At 70.3% G+C, this 15583-nt stretch carries 12 protein-coding genes and 2 pseudogenes; 6 read left to right on the top strand and 8 right to left on the bottom strand.

Annotated elements, in window-relative coordinates; all coding sequences use genetic code 11:
* The first annotated feature begins 418 nt into the window (after positions 1-418).
* Entirely contained in the window at positions 419-1156 is a 738-nt protein-coding gene (locus tag ACLJT4_RS14745; protein WP_411122759.1) for a L,D-transpeptidase family protein, read from the top strand.
* Positions 1157-1267: 111 nt separating this feature from the next.
* Here ACLJT4_RS14745 and ACLJT4_RS14740 read toward each other — a convergent pair whose 3' ends face one another.
* Positions 1268-1771 (bottom strand): hypothetical protein, encoded by a 504-nt coding sequence (locus ACLJT4_RS14740; protein WP_411122758.1) that lies wholly within the window; start codon positions 1769-1771, stop codon positions 1268-1270.
* Between the two features lie 214 nt (positions 1772-1985).
* Between ACLJT4_RS14740 and ACLJT4_RS14735 the strand changes: the two genes are divergently transcribed.
* Positions 1986-2786, top strand: coding sequence for an SDR family oxidoreductase (locus ACLJT4_RS14735; protein ID WP_411122757.1), 801 nt, complete (start codon positions 1986-1988; stop codon positions 2784-2786).
* A gap of 22 nt (positions 2787-2808) precedes the next feature.
* Here ACLJT4_RS14735 and ACLJT4_RS14730 read toward each other — a convergent pair whose 3' ends face one another.
* From ACLJT4_RS14730 to ACLJT4_RS14715, 4 genes are all read right to left on the bottom strand, one after another.
* The gene (locus ACLJT4_RS14730) at positions 2809-3321 is read right to left on the bottom strand and encodes a mycothiol transferase (protein WP_411122756.1); all 513 of its coding nucleotides are present in this window, start codon (positions 3319-3321) and stop codon (positions 2809-2811) included.
* A 176-nt stretch (positions 3322-3497) separates the two neighbouring features.
* Complete coding sequence (locus ACLJT4_RS14725) at positions 3498-3992, bottom strand: hypothetical protein (protein WP_411122755.1); 495 nt, start codon at positions 3990-3992, stop codon at positions 3498-3500.
* A gap of 269 nt (positions 3993-4261) precedes the next feature.
* Entirely contained in the window at positions 4262-5014 is a 753-nt protein-coding gene (locus ACLJT4_RS14720; RefSeq protein ID WP_411122754.1) for a class I SAM-dependent methyltransferase, read from the bottom strand.
* A gap of 27 nt (positions 5015-5041) precedes the next feature.
* Entirely contained in the window at positions 5042-5851 is an 810-nt protein-coding gene (locus tag ACLJT4_RS14715; protein WP_411122753.1) for a serine protease, read from the bottom strand.
* Between the two features lie 313 nt (positions 5852-6164).
* Between ACLJT4_RS14715 and ACLJT4_RS14710 the strand changes: the two genes are divergently transcribed.
* Both ACLJT4_RS14710 and ACLJT4_RS14705 read left to right on the top strand, forming a co-directional pair.
* Complete coding sequence (locus tag ACLJT4_RS14710; RefSeq protein ID WP_411122752.1) at positions 6165-8126, top strand: amino acid transporter; 1962 nt, start codon at positions 6165-6167, stop codon at positions 8124-8126.
* Positions 8127-8497: 371 nt separating this feature from the next.
* Positions 8498-9141 (top strand): annotated as a pseudogene (locus ACLJT4_RS14705) (IS5 family transposase); the annotation flags it as partial.
* Here ACLJT4_RS14705 and ACLJT4_RS14700 read toward each other — a convergent pair.
* Complete coding sequence (locus ACLJT4_RS14700; protein WP_411122751.1) at positions 9069-9860, bottom strand: class I SAM-dependent methyltransferase; 792 nt, start codon at positions 9858-9860, stop codon at positions 9069-9071. The pseudogene ACLJT4_RS14705 and the gene ACLJT4_RS14700 overlap by 73 nt on opposite strands.
* Before the next feature lie 39 nt (positions 9861-9899).
* Positions 9900-10463, bottom strand: a complete 564-nt coding sequence (locus ACLJT4_RS14695; RefSeq protein ID WP_411122750.1) for a hypothetical protein — start codon at positions 10461-10463, stop codon at positions 9900-9902.
* Between the two features lie 141 nt (positions 10464-10604).
* Here ACLJT4_RS14695 and ACLJT4_RS14690 point away from each other — a divergent pair.
* A pseudogene (locus tag ACLJT4_RS14690) lies at positions 10605-11494 on the top strand (transposase).
* Positions 11495-11701: 207 nt separating this feature from the next.
* The gene (locus ACLJT4_RS14685; RefSeq protein ID WP_411122749.1) at positions 11702-12694 is read left to right on the top strand and encodes an aldo/keto reductase; all 993 of its coding nucleotides are present in this window, start codon (positions 11702-11704) and stop codon (positions 12692-12694) included.
* Between the two features lie 286 nt (positions 12695-12980).
* Here the strand turns inward: ACLJT4_RS14685 and kdpB are convergent, their stop codons facing one another.
* Complete coding sequence (gene kdpB, locus ACLJT4_RS14680) at positions 12981-15272, bottom strand: potassium-transporting ATPase subunit KdpB (RefSeq protein WP_411122748.1); 2292 nt, start codon at positions 15270-15272, stop codon at positions 12981-12983.
* Between the last annotated feature and the right edge of the window lie 311 nt (positions 15273-15583).

Here is a 15583-nt window from a genome sequence, read left to right as displayed (position 1 = left end):
GCGAAACGCGCGCCTCCCACGAGGTGTTCCACATGGTGGAACGCTCGTATCGCATCCTGGTGATCGTGCGGACTCTAGGCGGCACGCTTCCGCGGCGTCAACGAACCCTTGCACGGGCACCGTTCCGGAGATCAGCCCCGTATCCCCATGACTGGCGCGACTCGGGAGGAAACACGGCACTTCACCTGGTCCACCGCGAAGGGTGCCAGTCACCCGTTTCTCCGATCCGGCGCGCCACGGCACGTTCCGGACCTCGAACGGCGTTGGATATCGGTCATCAACTCCCCGCACCGCGACGGACGAAGCCGCACCGTGAGTGGAATCCCCGGCTCCCGACCCACCGGATTCCTTGGCGCGTAAGGTGCTGCCGCCCGCCCCCGACCGCAACCACCGTGCGGAGTCGGGAGTCCTACCGGACATGAAGCGACGCATACCCTTCCGACTCAGCAGACCCGCGGCCGGCGCCCTCGGCCGGCGAGCGGGCGCAGCGCTCGCCCTGACCTCCCTCACCCTCCCGCTGACGGTCGCCCTGAGCTCGCCCGCCCAAGCCGCCGGCTCGGGCTGCTACGGACTCCGCGGCCCCTACCAGAGCCAGGCCGAGCGGTTCCTCGGACTCAAGGTCGACGGTCGGCAGTCGACGTCCGACTGCCGCGCCATCCGGGCCTTCCAGAACAGCCACGGCATCACCCCGAACTACGGCTACGCCGGCCCGGTCACCTGGAGCGTGATGCAGGTGGTGGCCAAGCAGCGGGCCGCCGGCCGCAACCCGAACAGCGCCCACAAGTGCCCCACCAACAAGGGCCGGATCGCCTGCGTCGACCTGACCCGGCAGATCAGCTGGATCCAGGACGGCCGGCGGCTGGTGTACGGCCCGGTACCCGTCCGCACCGGCCGCAAGGGCGGCGCGACCCGCACCGGCCTCAAGCGCGTGTACTGGCGGCACCTGAACCACGTGTCGACGATTTACCACACGCCCATGCCGTACAGCCAGTTCTTCGACGGCGGTGAGGCGTTCCACGCCATCAGCGGCAGCGTCTGGTCCGCCCCCGGCTCGCACGGCTGCGTCAACATGCGCACCAACGACGCGAAGAAGTACTGGTCGCTGCTGCACAACGGCGACGACGTCTACGTCTACGGGCGCAAGCCCGGCACCTGAGCGGTCCCGCGGGCGTGCCGCCGCTCCGGCCGGCACGCCCGCACCCCGCAGGGCGACGGCACCGCACGACCCCGGCCGTCACCGCGCGCCGGGCCGCCCGTGCCGCCCGCCTCAGCTGGCCAGCAGGGTGTACAGGGCCATCGGCGTCACGTAGCCGGGCCAGCGGCCGTCCGCGAAGAGGTGGACGCCCGCGTCCTGGTAGCACTGGTCGACGAGCTGGGAGCAGATCATGTGCCGGGTGCTGGCCACGTAGCGGCGCAAGCCCGGAACGGGCAGGTGGAAGCGGTGGGTTGCGATCGCCGCGTAGTCGAGGAAGCTGTACGGCACGCCCACGTACCGGTCGGCGGCCGCGCAGACGCCCTCGCGCTGCTGCTCGGTGAGCCGCTCCGGGCACACGTACAGCACGTCGGAACCGTCGTAGTCGGTGAGCTGCCGGATGCGGGCGCCGCCCGGCTCGGCCTCCAACAACCGGTCACCGGGCAGTACCAGGAAAGCGTGTTCGTAGTCGGCGAAGCCGTCTCCGTTGATCCACTGGCCGAAGCGGATCAACCGGCCGGTGACACCGGATATCTGGGTGAGCCCGATGTCACCGGGCAGGGGATGGGTGTGCTTCATGAGCGGCTCCTGAGAGCGTGAGAAGCGGATTCCCCCGGGTGATACCCGCTGTTCGGGCACCCGCACCGTGCCACGGCCAGTCTTCGGGCCGCCGATCCGACAGGCCCGCGACGCTGCGGAACGCGAGGGAACGGTGATGCTTCCGAGGCCCTGAGGGGTAAACGTTCCGCGACCGACACGGGGCAGCACCGACGACGAGGAGCGCGAGACCATCATGGCCACGGGCAGCACCGACACTCCGACGACCGCGGATCACGGCACCAGCACGGCGCTCACCGGCAGCGTCGCCCTGGTGACCGGCGCCTCCAGCGGCATCGGCGCCGCCACCGCACTGGCACTGGCCCGCGAGGGCTGCTCCCTCGCCCTGATCGCCCGTCGGGCCGACCGCCTGCACGCGTTGACGGAGACGATCGCCGCGCAGGGCGGCGGCCCGGCCGTCGCCCTGGCCGCCGACCTCAGCGACGGGGAACAGACCCGGCAGGCCGTCGAACGGACCGTGGAACGCCTCGGTCGCCTGGACGTACTGGTCAACAACGCCGGCTACGGCGCCCGCGCCGCCGTCGAGGACGGCGACCCCGACGACTGGGACCGGATGGTCGACCTCAACCTCAGGGCCGTCCTACGGATGTCGCACGCCGCGCTCCCGCACCTGCTGCGCGCGGCCGGGTCCGGCCCGCGCGGGGTCGCCGACCTGGTCACCGTCAGCTCCGTCGCCGGCCGAGTGCCCCGCAAGGACAACAGCGTCTACTCCGCCACCAAGCACGCGGTGTGCTCCTTCAGCGAGTCCCTGCGCCAGGAGGTGACCGGTCGCGGCGTCCGCGTCGGACTGGTCGAACCCGGCATGACCACCACCGAGATGACCCTCGGCGGTCAGGCCGCGTCGGCCCACGGCCTGCCCCGGGACGCCTGGCTGCACGCCGACGACGTCGCCCGCGCCATCGCCTTCATGGTCACCCAACCGGCCCGGGTGGCCGTCAACGAAATCATGGTCCGGCCCACCGCCCAGGAGCGCTGACCCGTGCCGCTGGGCCTCCTGGTCACCTCCGACCCAACAGGCCCCGCACGTAGGCGGCCTGACCCGCGTGCTGCAGGTCGTCCGAGATCACGCTGACCAGCCGGACGCCCAAGGTGACCGGCGGCGACCAACCCCGGTCGACGACCCGGCCGAGGTCCTTCACGGCGAGCGTGGCGAGGAACCGCGCGGTGCTCTCGTACACGGCGGCGTGATAGCCCGTCAGCAGCTCGGCGCTCAGGCCCCGGACCTTCGCGACGTCCTTCCGGGAGTGCCCGTAGCCGATGTCGGCATCGGGGAACGGCAGCCCGAACGCCTCGTACCACTCGTCGGCGGTCCAGATCTGTTCGGTGCCGGCCACCCCGGCGACGTGGTCGTCCTGGACCCGGGTGAGGTGCCAGACCAGCCAGGCGATGGAATTGGCCCGTCCGTCGGGGCGGCTGTCGAGTTCCTCGGGGCCGAGGCCGTCCACCACCTCCTCGACGACCTCACGGATCCGGCCGAAGGCGTCGACGAGCAGATCGGTGCTGGCGGACATGGCGGCTCCGTGCGGTGGGGGACGTCCGGTGACCGGCGGATTCCCATCGTCGCAAGCCGGGCCGGGGCGTGCCGCCCGGCGCACCGGCGCGGTCGGTTGGTCCGCCGCATGGCGCAGGTCGGCGGTGTGCCCGCGCGGCGCGTTCAGCACAGGCGCGGCGCGGTCGACGCGGTGCGTCAGGACCGGGCGGACCGTACGGCGAGGGTGTCGAGCAGCGCCTGGACCGGCCGTAGCGCGCGGTCTCCGGGGCCCACGACGGCGAGGACGCGGGGGAGCGGCTCCACCACCCGGACCAGCCGGCCGGCCCGGAGGTAGGGGTTGGGGTCGCCCAACGCGGCCTCCAGCGCCGCCCGCGTCCAGTACGTGCGGGCCAGGCCCAGCGCCCAGCGGTGTTCGTCCTCGTAGGGCAGCCAGCGACCCGCGGTGTACGCGTCCGTCAGGTCGTGGGCCCGACGGGACATCGCCTGCCAGCTGAAGTCCTCCTCGATCAGCTCGCGACGCCGTCGGCCGGGGCGGTCCTCACCGCACGGTGCGCACAACCGCACCTGACGCCGTTGCGGACCGGCCGGCTGGCGCACCGCCACGGGGGGCGCGTCGGTGGCGGGACGGCGGTAATGGCACAGGTCACAGGTGGCCGCGCCGGTGAACGAGGGGTCCGGATATGAGCTCACGAAGGACTCAACGACACAAACGTGACCAGGTGGCGTGGCGCATGATCGGCGACCTCCGGCAACGGTGCGACGTCGTTCTGCGACATGCGAACAACCCTACCCAGCCCAGGAGTTGACCAAAGGTTACCCACGCAACAGTCACAATTGAGTATGTACACGTTTCCTTCATGCCGCCGCCCGCCGCCCGCCGCCCGCCGCCCGCAGCGTGGACGTCCCCTGCGGCCGGCCACCGGCGCGCCCAGTCGGGCACGGAGGGGCCCCGCCACCGCTCAGTCGGCCGGTGCATCCACCCGCGTCGCCACCACCAGGCGGCACCGGGGACTGCCGTCCGGCCGGCGGCCCAGTTCCGGCAGCGCCCGCAACTCCACCGCGAACCCGGCCCGCACCAACTCGGCCCGCACCTCGGCCAGGCGGAAGCCTCGGTAGTACATGACGAACGGCGGCCGCCACAGCGCGTTGCGGACCCGCATCGCCGCGTCGAAACCCCACAGCGCCCAGTACAGCGGCGAGCCCGGCCGGGCGGGCGCCAGCACCGGGAACACGAACCGGCCGCCGGGCCGCAGCACCGAGCCGACCTGGGCGAACAACCCCGGTCGCGCCCGCGGCAGGAAGTGCCCGAACGCCCCGAAGCTCACCACGAGGTCGAAGGCCGGGCCGAACGGCAGCGCCCGCGCGTCCGCCCGCACCCACTCCAGGCGCGGTCCCGTCCCGTCCCGTTCCGCCTCCGGCGCGCGCGCCCGTCCGACCGCGAGCATGCCCGCACTGATGTCGACGCCGGTCACCCGCTCCCGGCACACCCGCCGCAGGACCTCCATCCCCGCGCCCGTACCGCAGCACAGGTCCAGTCCGCCGGCGAACGGGCCCAACTCGCGCAACTCCCGGACCACCGGCTCCAGCACCACCTCCGGCGTCCGGAACGGCGTCCGGTCGAACTTCGGGGCGAGCAGGTCGTAGCCCCGCTCGACGGACGACAGTGCCTGGACGGCGAGCTCACGGAACGTGGGGCCTTCGGGTGCGAACACCGCGTCAGCATAGGCGCCGGGGCCGCGCTACGACTGCGTGATGTAGTCGTGGATCGCCGGATCGCTGACCTTGGTGTAGACCCCCGGGTGCCCCGGCGCGGCGCACCCCGAGCCCCACGACGCGATGCCCGCCAGGCGCCCGTCCACCACCAGCGGCCCTCCGCTGTCGCCCTGGCAGGCGTCCTTGCGGCCCTCCTGGTAGCCGTAGCACGTCATCCGCGGGGTGATCGAGGACGGTCCGTAGGCGCCCTTGCAGTAGGCGTCGCTGAGCTTGGGCACGTCGACCCGCCGCAGCCGCTCCGGCAACGCGCCGCCGTCCCGGGTCGCGCCCCAACCGGTGACCGTCGCCGGGGTGCCCGCCGAGGGCTCGCTGCCCGCCGGCACCAACGGGACCGCCCGCACCCCGTCACCGAACCGGAGCGGGGACGCCAGGACCAGCACCGCCACGTCATAGTCGATCGTGGCGGCGTCGTACTTCGGGTGCCGCAACACCCGTGCCACCCGGACCACCTGCCCGCCCGAACCACGGGCGGCGCTGCCCGCCCGGACGCTCAGTGACCCCGGTGGCGCCCCCACGGTGCAGTGGGCCGCGGTCACCACCGCATCGGAGCGGACGATCGAACCGCCGCAGATGTGGCCCCCGCGGTTGCGCAGCGACACCTGCCACGGCACGTCCCGCACGTCCGCGTTCCCCCCGCCGACGATGCGGGTGTCCGGCACCGGCCGGCCCGCCATCGCCGTCGCCGTCGTCGACGGAACGGCGGCCAGCACCGCCCCGCACACCGCCCCGCACACCGCGGCCGCCGCCGCCCCGCCCCGCAGCCATGACCCTGCCATTCCGCCTCCCGCATCCCTTTCGGCCAGGACCCCTCCTCGTCCCGCGATCCTCCAAGGACTCCGCGGCGGACCGGGGCGAAGAGCGAGTCGGTTCCATCGAATTGGTGGTCTTCGGGTCGTCGGCGTTTGAGCGGGTGCCGTGCGTCCGGAACGTTGCGGCGGTCCGGTGCCGACACGACCGTGGACACCGGGCCACCGGAGACACGAGCCCACCGAGACCGCGAGCGCCGCGGCCCGGGGCACGGAAGTGCGTACGCTGAATCCGCCGCCGCAACACTGGCCGGATCCTTTCGGTGTACGACAGGAGCTCACGATGGCCGCCCCCACCCCCACCGGTGCTGGCTCCGGGCCCAGGGCGAGGCACCGCCTGCGCGCCTGGATGCTGCAAGGGGTCGCCGACATGGGCAAGCACCAGCGCGCCACACAGGAGACCGGCCACCACGGACAACGCTGGTGGCGGGTGATGTGCCTGACCGGCGTCGACTACTTCTCCACCCTCGGCTACCAGCCCGGCATCGCCGCCCTCGCCGCCGGTCTGCTCTCACCCGTGGCGACCCTCGTCCTCGTCCTGGTCACCCTCGCCGGCGCCCTGCCCGTGTACCGCCGCGTCGCCACGGAGAGCCCGCACGGGCAGGGTTCGATCGCGATGCTGGAACGGCTGCTGTCCTTCTGGAAGGGCAAGCTGTTCGTCCTCACCCTGCTCGGCTTCGCCGCCACCGACTTCCTGATCACCATCACCCTGTCCGCCGCCGACGCCGCCACCCACCTCGTCGAGAACCCGCACGTCCACAGCGCGCTCCAGGGCCGCCAGATGGTCGTCACGTTGATCCTGGTCGCGCTGCTCGGTGCCGTCTTCCTCAAGGGGTTCCTCGAAGCGATCGGGGTGGCCTTCGTCCTCGTCGGCGTCTACCTGGCCCTCAACGCGGTCGTCGCGGCCGTCGCGATCTGGCACGTGGTCACCACCGGGCACGTGGTCACCGACTGGACGCGGGCCTTGACCGTCCAACACGGCAGCATTCCGGCCATGATCGCGGTGGCTCTCGTCGTCTTCCCGAAACTCGCCCTCGGCCTCTCCGGATTCGAGACCGGCGTCGCGGTCATGCCCCACATCGAGGGCGACCCCGACGACACGGAAGAACGCCCCACCGGACGGATCCGGGGCGCCAAGAAGCTGCTCACCACCGCCGCCGTCATCATGAGCGTCTTCCTGATCATCACCAGCTTCGTGACCACCCTCCTCATCCCCGCCGCCGCGTTCCAACCCGGCGGACCCGCCAACGGCCGGGCCCTCGCGTACCTCGCGCACCAATATCTCGGCTCCGCCTTCGGCACCGTCTACGACGTCTCGACCATCGCCATCCTCTGGTTCGCCGGCGCCTCCGCCATGGCCGGCCTGCTGAACCTGATGCCGCAGTACCTCCCGCGCTACGGCATGGCGCCGCACTGGGCCCGCGCGGTCCGGCCGATGGTGCTGGTCTTCACGGCCGTCGCCTTCCTGGTCACCTGGATCTTCGACGCCAACGTCGACGCGCAGGGCAGCGCCTACGCCACCGGCGTCCTCGTCCTCATCAGCTCCGCGGCGATCGCGGTGACGATCGCCGCCCGGCGCGCCGAGCAGCATGCCTGGACCATCGGATTCGCGGTGATCGCGGTGGTCTTCCTCTACACCACGGTCACCAACGTCATCGAGCGGCCGGACGGGGTGAAGATCGGTGCCTGTTTCATCGCCGGCATCATCCTGATCTCGTTCGGTTCACGGCTCGCCCGCGCCTTCGAACTGCGCGTCAGCGAAGTGATCCTCGACGACACCGCCGCCCGCTTCGTCCGCGACATCGCCCAGCGCCGCATCCGCTTCATCGCCAACGAACCCGACCGGCGCGACTACGCCGAATACCGGGACAAGGCCCAGCAGATCCGCGCCGACAACGACATCCCGCCGGAGGACGACCTGGTGTTCGTCGAGGTCACCATCAAGGACCCGTCCGAATTCGAAAGCGAACTCCACGTGCGCGGCTACGTCATGCACGACCGCTACCGCGTGCTCTGCCTGGAGAGCGCCGCCGTCTCCAACGCCCTGGCCGCCCTGCTGCTGCACGTCCGCGACACCACCAAACAGCGCCCGCACATCTACTTCGAGTGGACCGAGGGCAACCCCTTCGCGCAGTTCCTGCGCTTCTTCCTCTTCGGCCAGGGGGAGGTCGCCCCCGTCACCCGAGAAGTGCTCCGCGAGGCCGAACCAGACCGCAGCCGCCGACCCCGGGTCCATGTCGGCTGAGTGCCTGTCTTCGATCGCGGGTTTTGAGCAGCAACCTGCCTCCCGCGAGGCCCACCGCGACTTCTCCACTCGGCACTGACGGTCAGCAGCGCCACTCAGAGATCACCGGGCCGTCAAGCTTGCCCACTTCTCGCCCCACCACGACGGCTGGCCGTGCGCGTGACCAGTACAGCGCCTGTCTGTGAGTCAGCGACGGCAGCACCCGGTCGTGTCGGGGGAGTGGTATCGCCGAGTTGTGACACCCCCTGGGTGCTTGCGGTGGGAGTGTCGAAGTACTCGGGCGCTGCGAGGGGGCGTGGAGGCCCCACGTGGACGTAGCGAGGGCCTGTGCGGCGGATCAGGTGACCGTTGCGGCTCGGGGGCGTTGGCATATGAGCATGGGGCGGGGAGATTCAGCACATGAGGAGTGGGCCCGGCTGAAGCCGCATCTACCGAAGTCCGGTTGGCGCGACGGCTGTTGGGCCGACCACCGCAGGGTCGTCGAGGGAATCCCGTTCCGACTGCGCACGGGGGTGCCGTGGCGGGATCTACCTGCGCGTTTCGGTCCGTGGAGGACGGTGTACGAACGGCACAGACGCTGGTCGGCGGACGGCGCGTGGGACAGGGGCTTGGCGGCAGTCCTGACCGACGCCGATGCGGAAGGCCGGATCGGCCGGTCGATGGTGAGCATGGATTCGGCCTCCTGCCGGGCCCGTCATCACGCCGCCGAGGTCTGTGGGAAGTCGCCACGAGTGCCGGGGAAAGACGTACACCCCCGCAGCACCGCCGCGACGGGGGACTCGGTCGCTCCCGGGGCGGCCTGACCTGCAAGATCCACCTCGCAGGTGAGGGTGGACGCCGTCCCTCGGCGCTGCTGATCACTTCGGGCCAGTGGAGCGACGCCCTGCAGCTCACCCCGGTCATGGCACCGTCACCGTCGCCTCGATCCGGCTCTGACCCCGGTCATGATCCGCCGACCGGCTGCTCGTCCGAGCCCGCAGCCGACAGCGGTACCTCGACGACGAAGAACAGGAAACAGGTTTTGGTCGAAAGGTCATGGAAGGCGTCGGGGAACAGCTCACGGGCGGCCGGGTCGGGCTGCGGCTCGCTGATGGCGGAAAGGCGGAAGCCGGCTGTGGTGAAGGCATCGGTCATCGTGTGCAGTGGCTTGCGCCAGAACTTCATCGGCGCGGACTGCCCGTTGAACGTCCAGTCGAAGGTGTAGCTGGTGTTCGCGAAGTAGTCGGGTCGGGGATCCTGGATCGTGTAAGCCACGAAGGGGTGGTCCACCGACGCGATCAGTCGGCCGCCGGGTTTGAGTACCCGCCGCAACTCGGCCAGCGTCGGCCCCCAGTCCTCCAGGTAGTGCAGCACCAGCGACGCCACCACGTCGTCGAACGCACCGTCGGCAAACGGCAGGCGGTCGCGCAGGTCGACCAAGTGCAGGGCCGCGTCGTCACCCAGCCGCTGCTTTGCCAGCGACAGCATGCCGGCGCTGGCGTCGATACCGGTGACGACGGCACCGCGATCGCGCAGTGCAGCGGACAGGGTGCCCGACCCGCAGCCAGCGTCCAGGATCCGGCGGTCGGCCACGTCGCCGGCGAGGGCTACCATCGCCGGCCGCTCGTAGTACGCGTTCACGAGGTTGTTCTCGTTCTCCGCCGAGTACGCCTCGGCAAAGCTGTCGTAGTCATTCACCTGGGCCGGTGCTGCAGACCGGGCGAGATTCTCGGGCACGTCGGTTACGCGTTCCATCGCCGCAGCCTAGTGACCACGTGATCCGCCGGACAGGCCCTAGCGACGCCGAGTGACCGTGCGCCTGCCTTGCCTGAGTCGCCGTCCGAGGAGGGCTGCCTGCTCGGACTTGAGTCGTGCGAAGTTCTCGCGGGCGTAGGCGCGTATCGCGGTCGCCGGGAACGCGCGGGGTGGGTGCTCGATGGTCAGGTCCCCGGCTTCCCATTTCGCGGCGGACAGTTCGTGCCAGGCTGCGTGCGCGTAGACCTCCAACAGCAGGGGCGGCATGTCGGCCTCGTCCATCAGATCCGCTTTGGTGTTGACGAGGTCGCGGATGGCGCGGTGGGTGGGCAGGAAGACGGTGGTGATCCACAGCCGCCATTCGACCTGCTCGTCCCGGTGGGACAGTGGCTCGCGTCCTTCGGGGCGGGGGTGTTTCTCGCTGAACGCGTGGTAAAGACGGCTGTTGACCTCGACCAGTGCGAGAAGCGGCCCGTAGAACTCGGAGAGTTGGCGGTTCACCCGCGCCAGCCGTTCCTGTCGCTGCGTCAGCCGCAGGTTGTTGAGATAGGTGACGAGGTACCCGGCGAATCCTGCCATGACGGTGACGACCACTGCGCCCATGGGCGGCAACATTAACGTCCGACCGACGGCTTGGGCCATGGCGTTGCCCTTGTGCGCACGTGGCCGGCGGCCCATGCTCGTCACCCCAACCCCTCGGTTCGAATTCTGAGCTGGGTAAACACCGGAACGCCACAGACCGTCATGCCGAGACCAGTCCAGAGACAGTTCCGGACGGAGTTGTACGCGTGTCTGACCGCGAGGTGCGACGCGCTGTTCGCATCATGCGACGCCGTGTTGTGCACGGCCGGGCCGGTGCGGACGCTCGTCGACCTGGTGCTCGCTCCGGAACACCGCCGCGGGCACGGCGCCCTCTACGGCGGCCTCAACCAGGGGCAGATCGACGTCGCCCGGCTGCGTCGCGCTCTGGTGGCGACGCCGTTGCCGAGGGCTTCGGACGGTCGGATCGTGCCCGCAGATGTCTCGCCGTGGCAGCGGCCGGACGCCAGCACCTGCCCTGACCGGGCCTTCTGCCACACATGCGGCCGGGGTGAGGGCAAACACCAGATGGCGCCCGGCTGGCCGTATTCGATTCTGGCTGTGGTGGTCGGGCACCAGGGCCAGTGCGGCTGACGTCGACCACTGCGGGTAGTCCTTCCTCCGGCGTTTCGACCTGGAGCACACGTTTCGGCTGCTCAAGCAGACACTCGGCTGGACCAAGCCCCGGCTTCGCAGTGCGGATGCGGCCGACCGACGGACATGGCTGGTGATCGCCGCCGACGCCGAGCTTCCGGCTCGCTCGGCCACTGGCCACCGACCTCCGCAGGCCCTCGGAGAGACCGACCGAACCGCACAGGCTTTCCCCCGCTCGCGTCCGACGGGGGTTCAGAAACCCGCGCACGAAGACCGACTCTCCAGCCAGGGCACCGAAACCCTCAACGCCCGGACCGGGAAGGCCACTTGGTTCGAAGAACCGCCGTCCGGCCGCCCGTCACGACGTGGGCCGCGTCCTCGCGACCGGCGAGGCATACAGCCGCCCCGCCCATCACAAAGTCGACACGAAACCACGGAGGCCAAGACCGGTCGTTGAATGACAAGAATTCGGGATGAAGCAACGGGAGAAAACGCCTCTTACCTGTTCCGCTTGCTTGGAGTGCACTCTAAGGCCATAGCGTTGAGGGCATGCCTGTATCGCCAGGGTTTCGCCGGCGTCCCGGAAGGCTGTCTAACTTCTACGCCGGATACCGGCTGAACGCGAAATAAGCGGGAGCCAGGCGATCGATATCCCAGGAGCACCTCTAATGCAACAACGCAAACTAGGGCAAGACCTCGAAGTCTCGGCTCTCGGGCTCGGCTGCATGGGCATGAGTTTCTTCTACGGTCAGCCACAAGACACAGCCGAGATGACGAAGCTGCTACGGGCGGCCGTTGACCACGGTGTGACGTTCTTCGACACCGCCGAAGTCTACGGCCCGTTTACCAATGAGGACCTGGTCGGTCAGGCGCTGGCACCGGTCCGCGACCAGGTGGTGATCGCCACCAAGTTTGGAATCAAGCACGGCGAGCATGGGCCGACCCCGATGTCCGGGGTCGACAGCAGACCCGAGCAGATCCGCCGAGTGACCGAGGCCTCGCTCAAGCGTCTTCAAACCGAAAGCATCGACCTGCTCTACCAACACCGCGTCGATCCCAACGTGCCCATTGAAGACGTGGCCGGCACGGTCAAGGAGCTGATCGCCGAAGGCAAGGTAAAGCACTTCGGCTTGTCCGAGGCCGGTGCCGCGACGATTCGTCGCGCCCACGCCGTGCAGCCGGTAACGGCACTGCAAAGCGAGTACTCGCTCTGGATGCGCGAGCACGAAACCGAAATCATTCCGACCTTGGAGGAACTGGGCATCGGTCTGGTGCCCTACAGCCCGCTCGGCAAAGGATTTTTGACCGGCAAGATCGATTCCAGCACGTCGCTGGCCGACAACGACCTCCGCCGCCTGCTTCCGCGCTTCAGCCCTGAAGCACGGCAAGCCAACCGGGTACTGGTCGACCTGCTGCAGCAGATCGCCGACGACAAAGGAGCCACGCCGGCCCAGATCGCTCTCGCCTGGGTGCTGGCGCAGAAGCCGTGGTTCGTGCCGATCCCCGGCACCACCAAGCCGCACCGCCTAGAAGAGAACCTGGGCGCACTCGACGTCGAGCTGACAACCGGCGACCTGCATCGGATCGAAGAGGCCGCGGCCAACATCCGGATCCAGGGCGAACGTCTCCCTGAGCAGTTGCAGTCACGGTTCGGCCGCTGAAAGCCTGTTCTGACTCCTGAGACCGCAGGTCACCGCACCGATGGCGGGTGGGAGGTCCCAACGCTGCCGTTCGTGGAACTGTCTCGGAGCCGGTTCCACGAACGGCAGCGTTCTCTTCCTGGTTGTGGAGGACTCCCGGGAGGACCGGACCAGGAACACCATTGGGCTCGAAGAAGCACCGCCCCACAACCCGCTACGACGTCGGCAAACCGACCAGACGACCGGAGAGCATCACCGAGCGCGACAGCGTCGGAGGTTAGAAGACAAGCCGACCGTCGCGCCGCCGTCACCCCAGTCCCGGGATCCCTGAAATCACCAGATCGATCAGCTTGATGCCGACGAACGGTGCCACCAGTCCGCCCAACCCGAAGAACGCCAGGTTACGGCGCAACAGGTCGTGTGCCGACGCCGGCCGGTAGCGCACCCCGCGCAGCGCCAACGGGATCAGCGCCACGATCACCAGCGCGTTGAAGATGATCGCCGAGGTGATCGCCGACGTCGGACTGTGCAACTCCATCACGTTCAGCGCGGACAGCCCTGGATACACCCCCGTGAACATCGCCGGAATGATCGCGAAGTACTTGGCGACGTCATTGGTGATCGAGAACGTCGTCAACGCCCCGCGGGTGATGAGGAGTTGCTTGCCCACCTCGACGATTTCGATCAGCTTGGTCGGGTTGGAGTCGAGGTCGACCATGTTGCCGGCCTCCTTCGCGGCGGAGGTGCCGGTGTTCATCGCCACCCCGACGTCGGCCTGTGCCAGTGCCGGAGCGTCGTTCGTCCCGTCGCCCGTCATGGCCACCAGCCGGCCGCCCGCCTGCTCGCGGGTGATCAGGCCGAGTTTCTCCTCCGGCGTGGCCTCCGCCAGGTAGTCGTCCACCCCCGCCTCGTGGGCGATCGCGGCGGCCGTCAGTGGGTTGTCGCCCGTGACCATCACCGTTCGGATGCCCATCCGGCGCAGCTCGGCGAACCGCTCCCGGATCCCCTCCTTCACCACGTCCTTCAGGTGTACCACCCCCAACACCCGCGGGCCCCGCCGGTCCTCCACCGCCACCAGCAGCGGCGTCCCGCCGGACGCGCTGATCGCATCGCTGAACAGCCGTGCCTCCGGCGGCACTTCACCGCCCCGCTGCGCCACCCATTCGACGATCTGGGCCGCCGCCCCCTTGCGGAGCACCACCTCGCCCGGATACTCCGACGGTCGTTCGGGCCCGGCCGCAGCACCGGACGGCCCGCCGGCCGCCCGCGTCGATCCGGATCCCGCTGGTCCGGATCCTGCCGCCCCGGACCCGTCCGACCACCGCAGGTCCACCCCGCTCATCCGCGTCCGCGCACTGAACGCCACGTACCGGACGAACGACAGCTCCCCCTCGTCCGGCGCCCGCAGTCCGTACTTCGCCCGGGCCAGGGCCACCACGGAACGTCCCTCCGGGGTCTGGTCCGCCAGCGACGACAACGCGGCGGCATCGGCCAGCGCCAGCTCGTCCAGCCCCGGCAGCGGCACGAACGCCACCGCCTCCCGGTGACCGAGGGTGATGGTCCCGGTCTTGTCGAGCAGCAGCGTGTTGATGTCCCCCGCGGCCTCCACCGCACGACCGGACATCGCCACCACGTTGCGCTGCACCAGGCGGTCCATCCCGGCGATCCCGATCGCCGACAACAACGCCCCGATGGTCGTCGGGATCAGCGTCACCAGCAACGCCACCAGCACCGCCGTCTGCTGGGCGGCGCCCGCGTACGTCGCCATCGGCTGCAGCGTGACGACCACCAGGAGGAAGATGATGGTCAGCGCCGCCAGCAGGATGTGCAGCGCGATCTCGTTCGGCGTGCGCTGCCGCGCCGCCCCCTCCACCAACGCGATCATCCGGTCCAGGAACGAGTGCCCGGCCCGCGAGGTGATCCGGACGACGATCCGGTCCGACAGCACCGTCGTCCCGCCCGTCACACCGGACCGGTCCCCGCCGGCCTCCCGGAGCACCGGCGCCGACTCCCCGGTCACCGCGGACTCGTCGATGCTCGCCACCCCCTCGACGACCTCGCCGTCCGCGGGGACCGTCTCGCCGGCGGCCACCAGCACGAAGTCGAACGGCCGGAGGTCGGACGCCGGCACCGTCTCGGTGACGGCGCTGTCGAGGTGGACGCCGACCCGCCAGTTGTCCCGCAGCCGTCGGGCCGTGAGGTCCGTCCGGGCCCGCCGCAGCGACGCCGCCTGGGCCCGGCCCCGGCCCTCCGCGACCGCCTCCGCGAGCTGTGCGAACAGGACCGTCAGCCACAGCCAGCCACTGATCACCCAGCTGAACACGGACGGCTCCAGAACCGCGGACAGCGTCGTCAGCAGCGAGCCGCACGCCACGACGAAGAGCACCGGATTCGCGGCCAGGGCCCGCGGATGCAGCTTGCGCAGGGCCTCCGGCAGGGCCGTCAGCAGCACCCGCGGATCGAACAGTCCGGCCGACGCCCGCCGTCGCCGCCCCCTGCGGCCGCCGCCCCCGTGCCCGGCCCGGGCGGGGTCCGCGCCCGGGCCGGGCACCGGCTCGGGCTGCGGGATGGTGGGAACACGGGACGGGGCAGCAGGCATGCGAGTGCTTTCTGGACGACGGGCACGGGGAGGAGGCCGCAAAGACGCCGGACGGGGAGCTGTGCATGCGCCATCAGACGGCCCTTGACCTGCGCGTCCGCCGTCCGTGACCGTCTCCTGGCCGGCACCGAATCTAGGGCCTCGGCCAGCGGCGCAGGGCGGGCCGCGAACGGAATTTGCGGCTCTCTTACGGCCTTGGCCAGGGCTCGGCCGCCGTGGCCCCCGGGCCGGCCCCCCGGACCTGCTTCCGGGCCGGTCCGCGGCCCGGCCCGGGCACCGGCCGCTGCCGGACGGGCTGACGGGCGGACGGG

It is taken from the genome of Streptomyces sp. x-19, assembly GCF_046549115.1.
In the GTDB taxonomy this organism is placed as follows: domain Bacteria; phylum Actinomycetota; class Actinomycetes; order Streptomycetales; family Streptomycetaceae; genus Streptomyces; species Streptomyces albulus_C.
The sequence above is the reverse complement of the archived record's forward strand: the minus strand, read 5'-3'. Positions and strand labels throughout refer to the sequence as shown.

Coding starts and splice junctions, on each gene's coding strand:
- ACLJT4_RS14745 (WP_411122759.1), top strand. CDS start 419: ATGAAGCGACGCATACCCTTCCGACTCAGCAGACCCGCGGCCGGCGCC.
- ACLJT4_RS14740 (WP_411122758.1), bottom strand. CDS start 1,771: ATGAAGCACACCCATCCCCTGCCCGGTGACATCGGGCTCACCCAGATA.
- ACLJT4_RS14735 (WP_411122757.1), top strand. CDS start 1,986: ATGGCCACGGGCAGCACCGACACTCCGACGACCGCGGATCACGGCACC.
- ACLJT4_RS14730 (WP_411122756.1), bottom strand. CDS start 3,321: ATGTCCGCCAGCACCGATCTGCTCGTCGACGCCTTCGGCCGGATCCGT.
- ACLJT4_RS14715 (WP_411122753.1), bottom strand. CDS start 5,851: ATGGCAGGGTCATGGCTGCGGGGCGGGGCGGCGGCGGCCGCGGTGTGC.
- ACLJT4_RS14710 (WP_411122752.1), top strand. CDS start 6,165: ATGGCCGCCCCCACCCCCACCGGTGCTGGCTCCGGGCCCAGGGCGAGG.
- ACLJT4_RS14700 (WP_411122751.1), bottom strand. CDS start 9,860: ATGGAACGCGTAACCGACGTGCCCGAGAATCTCGCCCGGTCTGCAGCA.
- ACLJT4_RS14695 (WP_411122750.1), bottom strand. CDS start 10,463: ATGGGCGCAGTGGTCGTCACCGTCATGGCAGGATTCGCCGGGTACCTC.
- ACLJT4_RS14685 (WP_411122749.1), top strand. CDS start 11,702: ATGCAACAACGCAAACTAGGGCAAGACCTCGAAGTCTCGGCTCTCGGG.
- kdpB (WP_411122748.1), bottom strand. CDS start 15,272: ATGCCTGCTGCCCCGTCCCGTGTTCCCACCATCCCGCAGCCCGAGCCG.